The 16,587-nt window shown below is 61.9% G+C and carries 12 protein-coding genes; 7 read left to right on the top strand and 5 right to left on the bottom strand.

The window, feature by feature from the left end; translation table 11 throughout:
* Positions 1 to 97: 97 nt before the first annotated feature.
* Positions 98 to 625, top strand: coding sequence for a gluconokinase (gene gntK, locus V8N38_RS24140; RefSeq protein ID WP_033649350.1), 528 nt, complete (start codon positions 98 to 100; stop codon positions 623 to 625).
* A gap of 30 nt (positions 626 to 655) precedes the next feature.
* Here the strand turns inward: gntK and V8N38_RS24135 are convergent, their stop codons facing one another.
* Positions 656 to 1,249: a YhgN family NAAT transporter gene (locus V8N38_RS24135; protein ID WP_025159894.1), complete on the bottom strand. Its 594-nt coding sequence runs from the start codon at positions 1,247 to 1,249 to the stop codon at positions 656 to 658.
* A gap of 192 nt (positions 1,250 to 1,441) precedes the next feature.
* On the opposite strand from V8N38_RS24135, the gene asd reads away from it, so the two are divergent.
* The 6 genes from asd (at position 1,442) to glgP (ending at position 12,602) form a co-directional block, all read left to right on the top strand.
* Positions 1,442 to 2,545 carry an aspartate-semialdehyde dehydrogenase gene (asd, locus tag V8N38_RS24130; RefSeq protein WP_016930397.1) on the top strand — a complete coding sequence of 368 codons (1,104 nt, stop codon included), beginning with the start codon at positions 1,442 to 1,444 and terminating at the stop codon, positions 2,543 to 2,545.
* A gap of 443 nt (positions 2,546 to 2,988) precedes the next feature.
* The gene (glgB, locus tag V8N38_RS24125) at positions 2,989 to 5,175 is read left to right on the top strand and encodes a 1,4-alpha-glucan branching protein GlgB (protein ID WP_060441400.1); all 2,187 of its coding nucleotides are present in this window, start codon (positions 2,989 to 2,991) and stop codon (positions 5,173 to 5,175) included.
* The gene (gene glgX / locus V8N38_RS24120) at positions 5,172 to 7,154 is read left to right on the top strand and encodes a glycogen debranching protein GlgX (RefSeq protein WP_060441399.1); all 1,983 of its coding nucleotides are present in this window, start codon (positions 5,172 to 5,174) and stop codon (positions 7,152 to 7,154) included. Before glgB ends, glgX begins: the two co-directional genes overlap by 4 nt.
* A 15-nt stretch (positions 7,155 to 7,169) precedes the next feature.
* The gene (glgC, locus tag V8N38_RS24115) at positions 7,170 to 8,447 is read left to right on the top strand and encodes a glucose-1-phosphate adenylyltransferase (protein ID WP_004930810.1); all 1,278 of its coding nucleotides are present in this window, start codon (positions 7,170 to 7,172) and stop codon (positions 8,445 to 8,447) included.
* A 135-nt stretch (positions 8,448 to 8,582) separates the two neighbouring features.
* Complete coding sequence (gene glgA, locus V8N38_RS24110; protein ID WP_049202834.1) at positions 8,583 to 10,013, top strand: glycogen synthase GlgA; 1,431 nt, start codon at positions 8,583 to 8,585, stop codon at positions 10,011 to 10,013.
* 141 nt (positions 10,014 to 10,154) lie between these two features.
* Positions 10,155 to 12,602 (top strand): glycogen phosphorylase, encoded by a 2,448-nt coding sequence (gene glgP / locus V8N38_RS24105; RefSeq protein WP_055311829.1) that lies wholly within the window; start codon positions 10,155 to 10,157, stop codon positions 12,600 to 12,602.
* A 62-nt stretch (positions 12,603 to 12,664) separates the two neighbouring features.
* On the opposite strand, the gene glpD is transcribed toward glgP, so the two are convergent.
* From glpD to glpE, 4 genes are all read right to left on the bottom strand, one after another.
* Positions 12,665 to 14,173, bottom strand: coding sequence for a glycerol-3-phosphate dehydrogenase (glpD, locus tag V8N38_RS24100; protein ID WP_147840515.1), 1,509 nt, complete (start codon positions 14,171 to 14,173; stop codon positions 12,665 to 12,667).
* A gap of 246 nt (positions 14,174 to 14,419) precedes the next feature.
* Positions 14,420 to 15,178, bottom strand: a complete 759-nt coding sequence (locus tag V8N38_RS24095) for a DeoR/GlpR family transcriptional regulator (protein ID WP_004930797.1) — start codon at positions 15,176 to 15,178, stop codon at positions 14,420 to 14,422.
* A 50-nt stretch (positions 15,179 to 15,228) separates the two neighbouring features.
* The gene (glpG, locus tag V8N38_RS24090) at positions 15,229 to 16,065 is read right to left on the bottom strand and encodes a rhomboid family intramembrane serine protease GlpG (RefSeq protein ID WP_084827091.1); all 837 of its coding nucleotides are present in this window, start codon (positions 16,063 to 16,065) and stop codon (positions 15,229 to 15,231) included.
* A 171-nt stretch (positions 16,066 to 16,236) separates the two neighbouring features.
* Positions 16,237 to 16,563, bottom strand: coding sequence for a thiosulfate sulfurtransferase GlpE (gene glpE, locus V8N38_RS24085; protein ID WP_004930790.1), 327 nt, complete (start codon positions 16,561 to 16,563; stop codon positions 16,237 to 16,239).
* Positions 16,564 to 16,587 lie beyond the last annotated feature (24 nt).

The raw sequence follows: 16,587 nt of genomic DNA, 5'->3' as shown, positions 1-16,587 counted from the left end.
TATCCGACGCCCTGCGGGGCGTCGGCGTTCCAGAGTATCTTTATCAGTTGGGACGCATTTGGCGCGCTCGCGCCAGTTCCCATAAGGGCATGACACAATGAGTAATCCGCAGAATCACGTATTTATCCTGATGGGGGTGTCCGGCAGCGGTAAATCCGCCGTGGCCAGCGCCGTCGCCCGGGAAGCCGATGCCGCCATGCTGGACGGCGATTACCTGCACCCGCGCGCCAACATCAACAAAATGGCCGCCGGGCATGCGCTGGACGACAACGATCGCGCTCCGTGGCTGGCTGCGCTCAACGACGCCATCTTCGCCATGCAACGCACCAATCCGGTGTCGCTGCTGGTGTGTTCGGCGCTGAAAAAAAGCTATCGCGACCGCCTGCGCGAAGGCAATCGCAACCTGCATTTCCTCTACCTGAAAGGGGATAAAACGGTGATTGAGGAGCGCCTGAAACAGCGCAAAGGCCACTTCTTCAAACCGCAGATGCTGGTTTCGCAGTTCGCCACGCTGGAAGAGCCGGGCGAGCAGGAGCCGGATGTGCAGGCGATCGACATCAACCAGCCGCTGGACGGCGTGGTCGCCGACACGCTCGCCTGCATCAACCGCATCACCGCCCGCTAAGCGCGGGCCGTCGTCGGCGCCGTCAGGCGCCTACAGCTTCATATAAGCCCGCACGCCGTCCAGGAACATCTGGGTCGACAGCATCACCAGAATCAGCCCCATCAACCGCTCCAGCGCGCTGACGCCTTTGCTGCCCAGCAGGCGCAGGAACAGGTTCGACATCAGCAAAATGGCCGCAGAGAGACCCCAGGCGATCAACAGCGCCGCCACCAGATGGGGCAGCTGATGCGGATACTGGTGCGACAGCAGCATCAGCGCTGCCAAAATCGACGGCCCGGCCACCAGCGGGATCGCCAGCGGCACCAGGAAGGGCTCTTCGCCGGCGGACAGCCCCGAACTGTTGCCCTCCTGAGACGGGAAAATCATCTTGATGGCGATCAGAAACAGAATGATGCCGCCGGAAATGGAGACGGTTTCGGTGCGCAGGTTGAGGAACGCCAGAATTTTCTCGCCGGCGAACAGGAAAATCAGCATCAGCAGCAGGGCGATCAGCAGCTCGCGGATCAGCACCACCCGGCGCCTGCGCGGCTCCAGGTGCTTGAGCACCGACATGAAAATCGGCAGATTGCCCAGCGGATCCATAATTAAAAACAGCAATACCGTAGCGGAAATCATCTCTGTCATGGTGACCTCGTGATCGGGAAAACGCCTCGGCCTTTCCGGCCGCGTCCTTGCCTATAAGAAGGATTGCTGAGAAATCCTCAGCCATCGAATAAATTCACTTTGCGCCCGCGCCGACATTTTGTAAGGTGAGGAGATATTGCACACAACTCGTTATCACCTACATAGCCCTTATCCGGGCGGGAAACAGATATTATGAAAAACGTTGGTTTCATCGGTTGGCGCGGAATGGTCGGCTCGGTTCTCATGCAACGCATGACGGAAGAGCGCGATTTCGACGCCATTCGCCCGGTCTTTTTCTCCACCTCGCAGCACGGTTCTGCCGCGCCGGCCTTCGGCGGCCAGCAGGGCACGCTGCAGGATGCGTATGACATCGACGCGCTGAGCGCGCTCGATATCATTATTACCTGTCAGGGCGGCGATTATACCAACGAAGTGTATCCTAAGCTGCGCGCCAGCGGTTGGCAGGGTTATTGGATCGACGCGGCCTCTTCGCTGCGCATGCAGGACGATGCCATCATCATCCTGGATCCGGTCAACCACGCGGTGATTCAGCAGGGCCTGGACAAAGGCATCAAAACCTTCGTCGGCGGCAACTGCACCGTCAGCCTGATGCTGATGTCGCTCGGCGGTCTGTTCGCCAACGATCTGGTGGAGTGGGCGTCGGTCGCCACCTACCAGGCGGCCTCCGGCGGCGGCGCGCGCCACATGCGCGAACTGCTGACTCAAATGGGCATGCTGCACGCCGACGTGGCGAAGGAACTGCAGGACCCGGCCTCCGCCATTCTGGATATCGAGCGCAAGGTGACCGAGGCCACCCGCAGCGGCAAACTGCCGACCGATAACTTCGGCGTGCCGCTGGCCGGCAGCCTGATCCCGTGGATCGACAAGCAGCTCGACAACGGCCAGAGCCGTGAAGAGTGGAAAGGTCAGGCGGAAACCAACAAGATTCTGAACACCGGCAGCGTGATCCCGGTCGATGGTCTGTGCGTGCGCGTCGGCGCGCTGCGCTGCCACAGCCAGGCGTTCACCCTGAAGCTGAAAAAAGACGTGTCGCTGCCGGAAATCGAGCAGATGCTGGCGACGCACAACGACTGGGTGCGCGTGATCCCGAACGACCGTGAGCTGACCATGCGCGAACTGACGCCGGCGGCGGTGACCGGTACGCTGAATACGCCGGTCGGCCGTCTGCGCAAGCTGAATATGGGGCCGGAGTACCTGTCGGCGTTCACCGTGGGCGACCAGCTGCTGTGGGGCGCGGCTGAGCCGCTGCGCCGCATGCTGCGTATCCTGTTGTAAACCCGCACTTCCTGGGGGCTGGCTGATTTCAGCCCCCTAAAGCCTCATTTTCCGCTTTTTTGTTCGCCGCGCACCGCGCCGGGTAACGTCACCGCAAGCCTCGTTTCACCGGGCTCCACCCCGCATATCTCCTCGTCGACCGCCGCATGCAGAAGCCGCCGGGCTGGCAGTTTTCTTAATGAAGAATTTTCCTGAGCAATGCTGAGCAGTTTTTAACAGACATTGGCTATGCTTAACGCATGGGCGAACAATTTTTCACCATGACTGAAATATTTCAAAAAATAAGCATAAAGAGCGAAATTCAGGTCGGCAGAGTAAAGATTGGTCAATAACCGACCGCAATCACGCTTTAGAGTCCGAATGCATTGCATGATGACCAAAACGGCCAAGGAATAACCAACAAGCCGTGCTTAGATCATGCTGTTAATCTAAGGAAGAAGACTATGCCTGTACTTCCCGATCGTGACGTGATTGATCAGATCATCTCCGGCCATTACGCCGATCCCTTTGCTCTGCTTGGCATGCATGCGACCGATAACGGTCTGCAGGTGCGTGCGCTGCTGCCGGACGCCACCGAAGTTTGGCTGATTGAGCAGCAAACCGGCCGGCGGTTGGCGCAGCTGAACTGCGACGATCCGCGCGGCTTCTTCAGCGCCGTGGTGCCGCGGCGCAAAAATCCTTTCCGCTATCAGCTGCAGGTCAGCTGGCGCGATCACCAACAGACTGTCGACGATCCCTACCGGTTCGGCCCGCTGCTGCAGGATATCGACAGCTGGCTGCTGGCCGAGGGTACGCATCTGCGTCCCTATGAACGCCTGGGGGCTCACCTCGCCACGCTGGATGGCGTCGACGGCGTCAGCTTTGCCGTTTGGGCGCCTAACGCCCAGCGCGTCTCGGTGGTGGGGGAGTTCAACTTCTGGGACGGCCGCCGCCATCCGATGCGTTTGCGGCGTGAAAACGGCATCTGGGAGCTGTTCCTGCCCGGCGTGCGGGCCGGCCAGCTGTACAAATATGAAATCGTCGATTGCTACGGCAATACCCAGCTGAAAGCCGATCCTTACGCCTTCGAGGCGCAGATGCGCCCGGACACCGCCTCGCTGGTGGCGCCGCTGCCGGAGGTGGTGCCGTCGACGCAGGCGCGCCGCCGCGCCAACGATTTTGACCAGCCGATCGCCATCTACGAGGTGCATCTCGGCTCATGGCGTCGTCACACCGACAACCACTTCTGGCTCAGCTACGGCGAGCTGGCGGTGCAGCTTATCGACTATGTGAAGGACATGGGATTCACCCATATCGAGCTGCTGCCGATCAACGAGCACCCGTTCGACGGCAGTTGGGGCTATCAGCCGCTGGGGCTGTATGCGCCAACCCGGCGCTTCGGCACGCCGGCCGATTTCAGGGCGTTCGTGGCGGCGGCGCATGAGGCGGGCATCAACGTGATCCTCGACTGGGTGCCGGGGCACTTCCCGAGCGACGCCTACGGCCTGGCAAACTTCGACGGCACGGCGCTGTACGAATACGCCGATCCGCGCGAGGGCTTCCATCAGGACTGGAATACGCTGATCTACAATTACGGCCGCCACGAGGTGCGCAACTACCTGGCGGGCAACGCGCTGTATTGGCTGGAGCGCTTCGGCATCGACGCGCTGCGGGTCGATGCGGTGGCGTCGATGATCTATCGCGACTACAGCCGCGCCGACGGCGAGTGGGTGCCGAATTACTACGGCGGCAACGAGAACCTGGAGGCGATCGCCTTCCTGCGTTATACCAACCAGACTATCGGCCAGGCGCAGCCGGGCGCGGTGACGTTGGCGGAGGAGTCCACCGACTACCCCGGCGTCACCCTGCCGCCGGACGCCAACGGTCTGGGGTTCCACTACAAATGGAACCTCGGCTGGATGCACGACACGCTCAATTACATGAAGTGCGATCCGGTGCACCGTAAGTATCACCACAACCAGATGACCTTCGGCATGCTGTATGCCTATACCGAGAACTTCGTGCTGCCGATCTCGCACGATGAAGTGGTGCACGGCAAAAAATCGATCCTCGACCGCATGCCGGGCGACGCCTGGCAAAAGTTCGCCAACCTGCGCGCCTACTACGGGTTTATGTGGGCGCATCCGGGCAAAAAGCTGCTGTTTATGGGCTGCGAGTTTGCGCAGGGGCGCGAGTGGAATTTCGATACCAGCCTCGATTGGCATTTGCTGGAAGGGCTGGATAACTGGCACAACGGCGTGCAGCGGCTGGTGCGCGATCTGAACCACTGCTACCGGCAGCAGGCGCCGCTGTATGAGCGTGACTATCGCCCGGACGGCTTCGAGTGGCTGGTGGTCGACGATCACGACAACTCGGTGTTCGCGTTCGCGCGCTACGATTCGCAGGGCAATGAGCTGATCGCCATCAGCAACTTTACCCCGGTGCCGCGCTACCGCTACCGCATCGGCCTCTCCCGCGCCGGCGACTATCGCGAGATCCTCAATACCGATTCGCACCACTATCACGGCAGCAACGCCGGCAATCAGGGGCGGGTCTCTTCCGAAGCGGTCGGCAGCCACGGCCGCGACTTTTCCATCTGCGTGACGCTGCCGCCGCTGGCGACCATTTATCTGCTGCGGGAGGCGCCATGACGGAGCTGACGGCCGGCCTCGCCGCGCCGCTGGGCGCGCATTACGACGGAGAAGGCATCAATTTTACCCTGTACTCGGCGCACGCCGAGCGGGTGGAGCTGTGCCTGTTCGACGGCCAGCAGCGTGAGGTGCGCCTGCCGCTACCGGCGCGCAGCGGCGATATCTGGCATGGCTATTTGCCGGGCGGCAAGCCGGGACAACGTTACGGTTACCGGGTCTACGGCCCGTTCGACCCGGCGAACGGACAGCGGTTCAACCCCAACAAGCTGGCGCTCGATCCGGCCGCGCGCGCGGTGGAAGGGCCGGTGGCGGACCACCCGCACCTGCACGGCGGTTACGATCGGCCGGATCCGCACGACAGCGCCGAGCTGATGCCGAAATGCGTGGTGGTGGACCAATGCTATGACTGGCAGGACGATCGCCCGCCCGCCACGCCCTGGGGGCAGACGGTGATTTACGAAGCGCACGTACGCGGCCTGACGCTGCTGCACCCGAAGATCCCGCCGGCGCTGCGCGGCAGCTTCGCCGCGCTGGGGCACCCGGTGATGATCGCCCACTTCAAACGCCTCGGCATCACCGCGCTGGAACTGCTGCCGGTGCAGCAACATACCTCCGAACCGCGTCTGCAGCGGCTGGGGCTGATCAACTACTGGGGCTATAACGTGCTGGCGCCCTATGCGCCGGACAACCGCTACGCCAGCCTGAGCACCGACGGCACGCCGCTGAACGAATTTCGCGATGCGGTCAAGGCGCTGCATCAAGCCGGCATCGAGGTGATCCTCGACGTGGTGTTCAACCACAGCGCCGAGCTGGATATGGACGGGCCGATGCTGTCGCTGAGCGGCATCGACAACCAGAGCTACTACTGGCTGACGCCGGAAGGGGACTACGTCAACGACACCGGCTGCGGCAATACCCTGCGGCTCGATCAGCCGCAGGGCGTGGCCTGGGTGATGGACTGCCTGCATTTTTGGGTGCGGGAGTGCCACGTCGACGGCTTCCGCTTCGATCTGGGCAGCGTGCTCGGCCGCACGCCGGGGTTCGATCGCGATGCGCCGCTGTTCCAGGCGATGCTGGCGGACGATGTGCTGTCGCGCTGCAAGCTGATAGCCGAACCCTGGGACGTTGGCCCCGGCGGCTATCAGGTGGGGGCGTTTCCCGGCCGCTTTGCCGAATGGAACGACCATTACCGCGACGACATGCGCCGTTTCTGGCTGCAGAGCGGCGTGTCGCTCGGCCAGTTCGCCCGGCGTTTTGCCGCCTCCAGCGATGTGTACAACCAGCGCGGGCGAGCGCCTTACGCCACCGTCAACATGCTGACCGCCCATGACGGTTTTACCCTGCAGGACGTGGTCAGCTTCAACGAGAAACACAATCAGCCGAACGGCGAAGGCAACCGCGACGGCAGCGATCGTAATTTCAGCAACAACCACGGCGTGGAAGGCCTGGTCGCCGACGACGCCATTGTGCAACGCCGCAGGGCCAGCCAGCGGGCGATGCTCGCCACGCTGTTGCTGTCCCAGGGAACGCCGATGCTGCTGGCCGGCGATGAACAGGGACACAGCCAGCAGGGGAACAACAACGCCTATTGTCAGGACAACGCCACCACCTGGCTCGACTGGTCCACGGCGGATGACGCGCTGACCGATTACGTCGCGGCGCTGATCGCGCTGCGCCGCCGGATCCCCGCGTTGCAACAGGACCGCTGGTGGCAGCAGGACGATGGCAGCGTGCAGTGGCTGAACGCACAAGGCCAGCCGCTCGACGCGCAGCAGTGGGAGCAAGGCGATCTGTTCATGCAGATCCTGCTGTCGCAGCGCTGGCTGCTGCTGGTCAACGCCACGCCGCAAACGGTGGAGATGAGGTTGCCGGAAGGCGATTGGCAGGTTGTCGCTCCGTTCACTCAGGAAGACTCACGGGCGGTGTTACCCGCCTGGCACCAGGACGCGCGCTCGCTTTGCGTTCTGGTACGGAAATAATAAAAGGAGTCCGCTATGGTTAGGTTTGAAAATAAAGACCCCCTGATGTTGGCGCGCCAGCTGCCGATTAAATCCGTAGCGCTGATCCTGGCCGGCGGCCGCGGCTCGCGCCTGAAAGATTTGACCTCCACCCGCGCCAAGCCCGCCGTCCACTTTGGCGGCAAATTCCGCATCATCGATTTCGCCCTGTCGAACTGCCTGAACTCCGGCATCCGCCGCATCGGCGTGATCACCCAATACCAGTCGCACACGCTGGTGCAGCACATTCAGCGCGGCTGGTCGTTCCTCAACGAAGAGATGAACGAGTTCGTCGACCTGCTGCCGGCCCAGCAACGCCTCAGCACCGAACATTGGTACAAAGGCACCGCCGACGCGGTCTACCAGAATCTGGACATCATCCGCCGCTATGAGGCCGAATACGTGGTGATCCTGGCGGGCGACCATATCTACAAGATGGATTACTCGCGCATGCTGATCGACCACGTCGAGAAGGGGGCCCAGTGCACCGTGGCCTGCCTGCCGGTGCCGCGCAGCGAAGCCGGCGAATTCGGCGTGATGAAGGTGGATGAAAGCGACCGCATTATCGAGTTCCTGGAGAAACCCGCCGATCCGCCGGCGATGCCGGGCAACCCGGATATGTCGCTGGCCAGCATGGGCATCTATATTTTTAATGCCGCCTACCTGTTCCAGCTGCTGGAAGAGGATATGTCGACCCCCGGCTCCAGCCACGATTTCGGCAAGGATCTGATCCCGAAAATCACCGCGCAACAGGCGGCGTGGGCGCATCCGTTTACCTTGTCCTGCGTGACCTCCAACCCCGATCTGCCGCCGTACTGGCGCGACGTGGGCACGCTGGACGCCTACTGGCGCGCCAACCTCGATCTGGCGTCGGTAACGCCGGAGCTGGACATGTACGACCGCGCCTGGCCGATCCGCACCCACATGGAGCCGCTGCCGCCGGCCAAGTTCGTGCAGGATCGCTCCGGCAGCCACGGCATGACCATGAACTCGCTGGTGTCCGGCGGTTGCATCGTGTCCGGGTCGGTGGTGGTGCATTCGGTGCTGTTCCCGCGCGTGCGAGTGAACTCGTTCTGTACCATCGACTCTACCGTATTGTTGCCGGACGTGAACGTCGGCCGTTCCTGCCGCCTGCGGCGCTGCATCATCGACCGCGCCTGCCACATTCCGGAGGGCATGGTGATCGGGGAAAACGCCGATGAGGACAGCAAGCGCTTTTATCGCTCGGAAGGCGGCATCGTGCTGGTGACGCGCGAAATGTTGTCAAAATTGTGAGTTAACGTGGGCGGCAGAACGATAGCCTGCCGCCTGATGAACGGTTCGATGGCTTGCGCAACGCGGCAAACATAACAGCGGCAAGCCTGCTTTATTTCTTATCCAGAGGCCTTCGGCCGACTTTCAGGAGTGATAATGCAGGTCTTACACGTATGTTCTGAAATGTTCCCCCTGCTGAAAACGGGCGGACTCGCAGACGTGGTTGGCGCACTGCCGGCGGCGCAAATCGCCGAAGGCGCCGATGTTCGGGTGCTATTGCCCGCTTTCCCTGACGTACGCAACGGCATTCCGGACACCGTGCTGGTGGCGGAAATCGACTCGTTCGCCGGCCGGGTGGGCCTGCGTTACGGCACCTACCATGGCGTGGGCATCTATCTCATCGACGCCCCCTGGCTGTATGACCGGCCGGGCAGCCCGTACCACGACCAATCCATGTACGCCTACCCCGACAACCATCGCCGCTTTGCGCTGCTGGGCTGGATGGCCTGCGAGCTGGCCAAGGGGCTGGATCGCTACTGGCGCCCGCAGCTGGTGCACGCCCACGACTGGCACGCCGGCCTGAGCTGCGCCTATCTGGCCGCCAACGGCCACCCGGCGCGCTCGGTGTTCACGGTGCACAACCTGGCCTATCAGGGGCTGTTCTCCGCCCATCATGTGACCGAGCTGTGGCTGCCGGCGTCGTTTTATGACGTTTATGGCCTGGAGTTCTACGGCCAGATGTCGTTCCTCAAGGCCGGGCTGTTTTATGCCGACCACGTGACCGCCGTCAGCCCGACCTATGCGCGCGAGATCACCCGGCCGGAGTTCGGCTATGGCATGGAGGGGCTGCTGCAGGAACGGCAGCGGCAGGGCCGGCTGAGCGGCATCCTCAACGGGGTGGACGACAAGATTTGGGATCCGGCCCACGACCCGCGGCTGAGTACCCGCTACGACGCCGACGATCTGAAAAGCAAGGTCAAAAACAAGCTGCATCTGCAAAAGGCCATGGGGCTGAAGGTGGACGAATCGCTGCCGGTGTTCGCGGTAGTGAGCCGCTTGACCAGCCAAAAAGGTCTGGACCTGGTGCTGCAGGCATTGCCTGAACTGCTGGCGCAGGGCGGGCAGCTGGCGCTGCTGGGCGCCGGCGACGCGGTGCTGCAACAGGCGTTTCTGGCCGCCGCCGCCGACTATCCCGAGCAGGTTGGGGTGCAGATCGGCTATCACGAATCCTTCTCCCACCGCATCATCGGCGGTGCCGACGTGATTCTGGTGCCGAGCCGCTTCGAACCCTGCGGCCTGACGCAGCTCTACGGCCTGAAATACGGCACGCTGCCGCTGGTGCGCCGCACCGGCGGGCTGGCAGACACGGTGGTGGACTGCGCGCTGGAAAATCTGGCCGACGGCACTGCCAGCGGCTTCGTGTTCGACGATTGCGATGCCGTCGCGCTGGGCAACGCCATCCGCCGCGCCATGGTGCTGTGGAGCCGGCCGAAACACTGGCGCCACGTTCAGCGCCACGCCATGAGCGTGGACTTCGGCTGGCCGGTGGCGGCGAAAGAGTATCTGTCGCTTTATCAACGTTTGTAGCCCGCGTTTCGCGTCTTGAGTTGACGCGCGGCGGGCAGCCGTTTGGGTTGATTGTCGGGGCGCGGCGTACCGCGTCCATGTTCAGCGGGGCCAGCTATTCCGCGGCGAATGGCTGGGCTCCCTAAAAGGGATCAAAAAGCCATGACTTCACCGTTTAGTTACACCTCACCTACGGTCAGTGTGGAAGCGCTGAAACACTCCATCGCCTATAAGCTGATGTTTATCGTCGGCAAGGATCCGGCCATCGCCAACCGGCACGACTGGCTGAACGCCGTGCTGTTCGCGGTGCGCGATCGCATGGTTGAACGCTGGCTGCGCTCCAACCGCGCCCAGCTGTCGCAGGACGTGCGGCAGGTGTATTACCTGTCGATGGAGTTCCTGATCGGCCGCACCCTGTCGAACGCGCTGCTGTCGATGGGCATCTATCAGGACATCGACAACGCGCTGAACGAAATGGGGTTGAGCCTGGGTGAACTGCTGGAAGAAGAGAACGACCCTGGCCTCGGTAACGGCGGTCTGGGGCGCCTGGCGGCCTGCTTCCTCGATTCGCTGGCGACGCTGGCGCTGCCGGGGCGCGGCTACGGCATTCGCTACGAGTACGGCATGTTCAAGCAAAACATCGTCAACGGCCAGCAGATGGAATCGCCGGACTATTGGCTGGAGTACGGCAATCCGTGGGAGTTTCCGCGCCACAACACCCGCTACAAGGTGCGCTTCGGCGGCCGCGTGCAGCAGGAGGGCGCCAAGGCGCGCTGGCTGGAAACCGAAGAGATCGTGGCCATCGCCTACGATCAGGTGATCCCCGGTTTCGACACCGACGCCACCAACACCCTGCGGCTGTGGAGCGCGCAGGCCAGTAACGAGATCAACCTCGGCAAGTTCAACCAGGGCGATTATTTCGCCGCGGTGGAGGATAAAAACCACTCGGAGAACGTGTCGCGCGTGCTGTATCCGGACGACTCGACCTCCTCCGGGCGCGAGCTGCGGCTGCGGCAGGAGTATTTCCTGGTGTCGGCCACGGTGCAGGACATCCTTAACCGCCATTGGCTGATGCACAAAACCTTCGACAACCTGGCGGACAAGATCGCCATTCACCTTAACGACACTCACCCGGTGCTGTCGATTCCCGAACTGATGCACCGGCTGATCGACGAGCACAAATTCAAGTGGCTCGACGCCTGGGAAGTGGTGGAGCAGGTGTTTTCCTACACCAACCACACGCTGATGAGCGAGGCGCTGGAAACCTGGCCGTTGGACATGATAGGGCGCATCTTGCCGCGCCATCTGCAGCTGATTTTCGAAATCAACGATCACTTCCTCAAGATGGTGCAGGAAGTGGCGCCGGGCGACAATGACCTGCTGGCGCGGGTCTCGATCATCGATGAAACCAACGGCCGCCGGGTGCGCATGGCGTGGCTGGCAGTGGTGGCCAGCCACAAGGTCAACGGCGTTTCCGCCCTGCATTCCGAGCTGATGGTGCAGTCGCTGTTCGCCGACTTCGCCCGGCTGTTCCCCAATCGTTTCTGCAACAAAACCAACGGGGTGACGCCGCGCCGTTGGCTGGCGCTGGCCAACCCGCCGCTGGCGGCGGTGCTGGACGACTGCATCGGGCAAACCTGGCGCACCGATCTCAGCCAGTTGAGCGAGATCAAAGCCAACGTCGATTACCCGAGTTTCCTGCAGGCGGTGCAGCGCGCCAAGCGGCAGAACAAGGAGCGGCTGGCGCTGTACATCGCCAAAACGCTCAACGTGGTGGTCAACCCGGATGCGCTGTTCGACGTGCAGATCAAGCGCATCCACGAGTACAAACGGCAGCTGCTCAACGTGTTGCACGTCATCACGCTGTATAACCGCCTGCTGGACGATCCGGAGATCGAGCGCGTGCCGCGGGTGGTGATCTTCGCCGGCAAGGCGGCCTCGGCCTACTATGCCGCCAAGCAGATCATCCGCTTGATCAACGACGTGGCCAAAGTGATCAACAACGATCCGCGCGTGCATACCCAGCTGAAGGTGGTGTTCATTCCGAACTACGGCGTCAGCCTGGCGCAGATCATTATCCCGGCGGCGGATCTGTCGGAACAGATCTCGCTGGCGGGCACCGAAGCCTCAGGCACCAGCAACATGAAGTTTGCGCTGAACGGCGCGCTGACCATCGGTACGCTGGACGGCGCCAACGTCGAGATGCGCGAGCACGTGGGGGAGGAGAACATCTTTATCTTCGGCAATACCGCCGAACAGGTGGAGGAACTGCGCCGCAACGGTTACAACCCGCATCAATACTACGAGCAGGATCCCGAGCTGCATCAGGCGCTGACGCAGATCGCCACCGGCGTGTTCAGCCCGGACGAACCGAAGCGCTACAGCAACCTGTTCGACTCGTTGGTGAACCTGGGGGATCACTACCAGCTGCTGGCGGATTATCGCAGCTACGTGGATACGCAGGACAAGGTGGACGAGGTGTATCTTAATCAGGACGAGTGGACGCGGCGCGCGGTGCTGAATATTGCCAACATGGGCTACTTCTCCTCCGATCGCACCATCCAGGAATACGCGGACGAAATCTGGCACATTCAGCCGGTGAAGCTGTAAGACGGAAGAGAAAGCGCAAAGAAAAGGGCCGGATAACCGGCCCTTTTTCGTTACGCTGCGGCTCAGGAAGCCAGAGACAGCGCTTTCGTTTTCGCGTGTTCCGCCAGCCAGGTTTTCACTCGCGCCTGCTGCGCTTCGTCCAGCCACATGCCCAGCTTGGTGCGGCGCCAGATGGCGTCGTCCAGCTCTACGACCCACTCTTTGTCGGTCAGGTAGCGCAGTTCGGCTTCATACAGACCGTGGCCGAAGTCTTCGCCCAGATCGCCGAGGCCGTTGGCGCCGGCCAGGATCAGCTCGCTCTGGCTGCCGTAGGTGCGGGCATAGCGGCGCGCCAGGGCTTCCGGCAGCCAGCCGTGCGCATGGCGCAGTTTGGCTGCGTAGCCGTCGCGATCGCCGCCGATGTCACCGCCCGGCAGCGTGGCGTTTTTGGTCCACGCCGGGCCGCAGCCTGGGTAGTAGTGGGCCAGTTTTTCCATCGCGTGCTCGGCCAGCTTGCGGTAGGTGGTCAGCTTGCCGCCGAAGACCGACAGCAGCGGCGCCTTGCCTTGCTCGTCGTGCACGTCCAGCGTGTAATCGCGGGTGATCGCCTGCGGCGAATCGGATTCGTCGTCGCACAGCGGACGCACGCCGGAGTATGTCCAGACGATGTCGTCGCGGCCCAGCTGCTTCTTGAAGTGATCGTTGTACACTTTCAGCAGATAAGCGATTTCGTTCTCGTCGATCTTCACGTCCTTCGGATCGCCTTTGTACTCCACGTCGGTGGTGCCGATGATGGAGAACTCGTCATTCCACGGGATCACGAACACGATGCGGTGGTCTTCGTTCTGCAGAATGTAAGACTGCGGCTGATCGTGCACGCGCGGCACCACGATGTGGCTGCCTTTGATCAGGCGGATGCCGTAAGGCGATTTCAGCTTCAGGCCGTCGTCGAAGAAGTTTTTCACCCACGGGCCGGTGGCGTTCACCAGGCCTTTGGCGCGCCAGGTGAAGGTTTTGCCGCTGTCGATATCGACCGCTTCCACCATCCACAGGCCATTTTCACGCCATGCGCGGGTCACTTTGGTGCGGGTGCGCACTTCGCCGCCGCGTTTTTCCACTTCCTGCGCGTTCAGTACCACCAGGCGAGCATCGTCGACCCAGCAGTCGGAATATTCGAAACCGCGCTTCAGTTCAGGCTTCAGCACCGACTCTGGTCCAAAGCGCAAGCCCTTGCTGCCCGGCAGGCTGGTGCGTTTGCCCAGGTGATCGTACAGGAACAGGCCGATACGGATCATCCAGGCCGGACGCAGGTGCGGCTGGTGCGGCAGGCGGAAACGCATCGGGAACGCGATGTGCGGCGCCAGCTTCAGCAGCACTTCACGCTCGGCCAGCGCTTCGCTCACCAGACGGAATTCGTAGTGTTCCAGGTAGCGCAGGCCACCGTGGATCAGTTTGGAACTGGCGGAAGACGTAGCACAGGCCAAGTCTTGCGCTTCCAGTAGCAGTACCGACAGCCCGCGCCCGGCAGCATCCGCCGCGATGCCGGCACCGTTGATGCCGCCACCGATAACGATCAAGTCTTTGGTTTCCACGTCATCTTCCTCCAGATGTTCGAAATAGCTCTTTCATGTTCGTTTTCGCTCATGATTGTAATCAAAAACCAACAAGCAAGCCAAGACTTAACCAAACAAAAACATTTAGGCGTGATAGAGGTAACAGTTTGGTGATGATAGTCACATAAATGATGTGGATATGGCGCGAGCGCGCAAACGGCTGTCGATAAAGAGGGCGGGGGGTAGGAAACGGGGCGGCGGCGCGCCCCGCAGGTTAACAGCGGATCAGCACAGCTCCAGCTGCACGTCGTACTGCTCGATGATTTTCATCACGCTCGGCGGCGGCAACTGGTCGGTAAACAGGTAGTCGATCAGATTCATGTTACCCAGGTTGACCATGGCGTTGCGGCCGAATTTGGAGTGGTCGGTGACCAGCATCACGCAGCGGGAATTTTCGATAATCGCGCGTTTGGTGCGCACTTCGTGATAGTCGAATTCGAGCAGCGAGCCGTCCATATCGATGCCGCTGATGCCGAGAATGCCGTAATCGAGGCGGAATTGGGAGATAAAGTCCAGGGTGGCTTCGCCCATGATGCCGCCGTCGCGGGTGCGCACTTCGCCGCCGGCCAGGATCAGGCGGAAGTCTTCCTTGGCGGTCAGCAGGGTGGCGACGTTGAGGTTGTTGGTGACCACGCGCAGGTTCTTGTGGTTCATCAGCGCATGGGCCACCGCTTCCGGCGTGGTGCCGATATCGATGAACAGCGTGGCGCCGTCCGGGATCTGGCTGGCGACGCGCTGCGCGATGCGGGCTTTCTCTTCCGACCACATCACCTTGCGATCGTTATAGGCAGCGTTGACCGAGCTGGAAGGCAGCGCCGCGCCGCCGTGGTGACGCTGGATCTTGTTCTGGTCGGCCAGGTCATTCAAATCGCGGCGAATCGTTTGCGGGCTGACGTCAAAATGTTCCACCAGCTCTTCCGTGCTGACGTAACCCTGCAGGCGCACCAGCTCGATAATTGCGTCATGACGCTGTGTTTGCTTCACGATAATCCCCTAAAACGCCCGCTGTGCCCGCTGGGCACAGCTCCCGGCTGTTATTGTTCGTTGTGTGCGCGATGACGCGTATCCCAAAATGCCATCAATAACCCTAACACTAAACCGGCTACGTGTGCCGCGTTGGCGATCGACATTCCTAAAATATCGAAATATCCGGCCACCAGCCACAGCACCGAGAACACCATCAGCCCGCGCGGCAGCATCAGGCCGCGCTCCGGCGCCCGTTCGCCCGTCAGCCACACATAGCCCATCAGCGCATAGACCACGCCCGACAGCCCGCCGAACAGCGCGCCGCTGAACAGCGATTGCGCCCAGCCGCTGAAGAAGGCCGACACCACCGCCAGCACGAACAGCTTGCCGGCGCCGAGGCGTTTTTCCATCTGGCCGCCGAGATACCACCACCACATCAGGTTAAACAGGATATGCAGCAGGGAGAAATGCAGGAACGCATGGCTGACCCAGCGCCACAGCTGCGTGTATTGGCTGCTGTCCTGCGGCCAGGAGAGCCAGTACATCACGGTGTTGTCGCCCAGCACCTGCATCAGGATGTAGACCGCGATGCACAGCACCATCACGCCGAGCGTCAGCGGCCCGGCCTTGCTGCGCAGGGTGTGCAGGTAGGATTCGCTCTGATAGTGCAGGCCGGCGTCGGTATGGCCGGTCTGCCAGCTGGCGGCCTGATAACGGCGGTTGAGCGGATCGACCAGAAACTGCTGCAGCTCGTGTTGCACCTGTTCGAGGTGGCCGTCGTCGGCCAGCCAGATTTCTGCCGCCTCGCCGCTGTTGCGCAGCTCAAGCCGGATGCCCTGGGTCGCCATATAGTCGACAAAGGCCAGCGCCAGGCGCGGGTTGGATATGGCGATTACTCTAACCATTGCTCTTCCGTCGTAAGTGAATGATTTTGGCCGCGGCTTGCTCGCCGGCGACCCTGACGGCCGATTATAACGTCGAAATCCTGAGCGCTGGCAAACGGATCTGCGAAAAACCCGCGAAAACGCGCACAAAAATGAAGGGGAAGCCCGCCGACGCACGGCGGGCGGCGGGGATCAGGCAGAGGTTTCCACGTCTTGCGGATACTGGCGGGCCCAGGCCTCGAAGCCGCCGTCGATGCTGTAGACCGCGTCGAACCCCTGGTGCAGCAGGTACTGCGCCGCGCTGCGGCTGCTGTTGCCGTGGTAGCACATCACCATCACCGGCCGCTCGAAGTCGTTTTGTTGCATAAAGGCCGACAGGGTGGCGTTGGTGAGGTGAAAGGCGCCCGGCGTATGCCCGGCTTCAAAACTTTGCGGATCGCGGATGTCGACCAGGGCGGCGCTGCCCTCTTTCCAGCGGGTGTACGCCTGCTCAACGTTGATCGCTTCGAACTGTTCCATACTGCTGACTGCCTCGTAATTGGG

Origin of the sequence: Serratia nevei (genome assembly GCF_037948395.1) — a bacterium.
GTDB lineage: Bacteria > Pseudomonadota > Gammaproteobacteria > Enterobacterales > Enterobacteriaceae > Serratia > Serratia nevei.
This window is presented reverse-complemented; position numbering and strand designations above follow the sequence as displayed.

What these genes read in the sequence shown, in the direction of transcription:
- gntK (WP_033649350.1), top strand. Translation starts at nt 98, where the DNA reads ATGAGTAATCCGCAGAATCACGTATTTATCCTGATGGGGGTGTCCGGC.
- V8N38_RS24135 (WP_025159894.1), bottom strand. Translation starts at nt 1,249, where the DNA reads ATGACAGAGATGATTTCCGCTACGGTATTGCTGTTTTTAATTATGGAT.
- asd (WP_016930397.1), top strand. Translation starts at nt 1,442, where the DNA reads ATGAAAAACGTTGGTTTCATCGGTTGGCGCGGAATGGTCGGCTCGGTT.
- glgB (WP_060441400.1), top strand. Translation starts at nt 2,989, where the DNA reads ATGCCTGTACTTCCCGATCGTGACGTGATTGATCAGATCATCTCCGGC.
- glgX (WP_060441399.1), top strand. Translation starts at nt 5,172, where the DNA reads ATGACGGAGCTGACGGCCGGCCTCGCCGCGCCGCTGGGCGCGCATTAC.
- glgC (WP_004930810.1), top strand. Translation starts at nt 7,170, where the DNA reads ATGGTTAGGTTTGAAAATAAAGACCCCCTGATGTTGGCGCGCCAGCTG.
- glgA (WP_049202834.1), top strand. Translation starts at nt 8,583, where the DNA reads ATGCAGGTCTTACACGTATGTTCTGAAATGTTCCCCCTGCTGAAAACG.
- glgP (WP_055311829.1), top strand. Translation starts at nt 10,155, where the DNA reads ATGACTTCACCGTTTAGTTACACCTCACCTACGGTCAGTGTGGAAGCG.
- glpG (WP_084827091.1), bottom strand. Translation starts at nt 16,065, where the DNA reads ATGGTTAGAGTAATCGCCATATCCAACCCGCGCCTGGCGCTGGCCTTT.
- glpE (WP_004930790.1), bottom strand. Translation starts at nt 16,563, where the DNA reads ATGGAACAGTTCGAAGCGATCAACGTTGAGCAGGCGTACACCCGCTGG.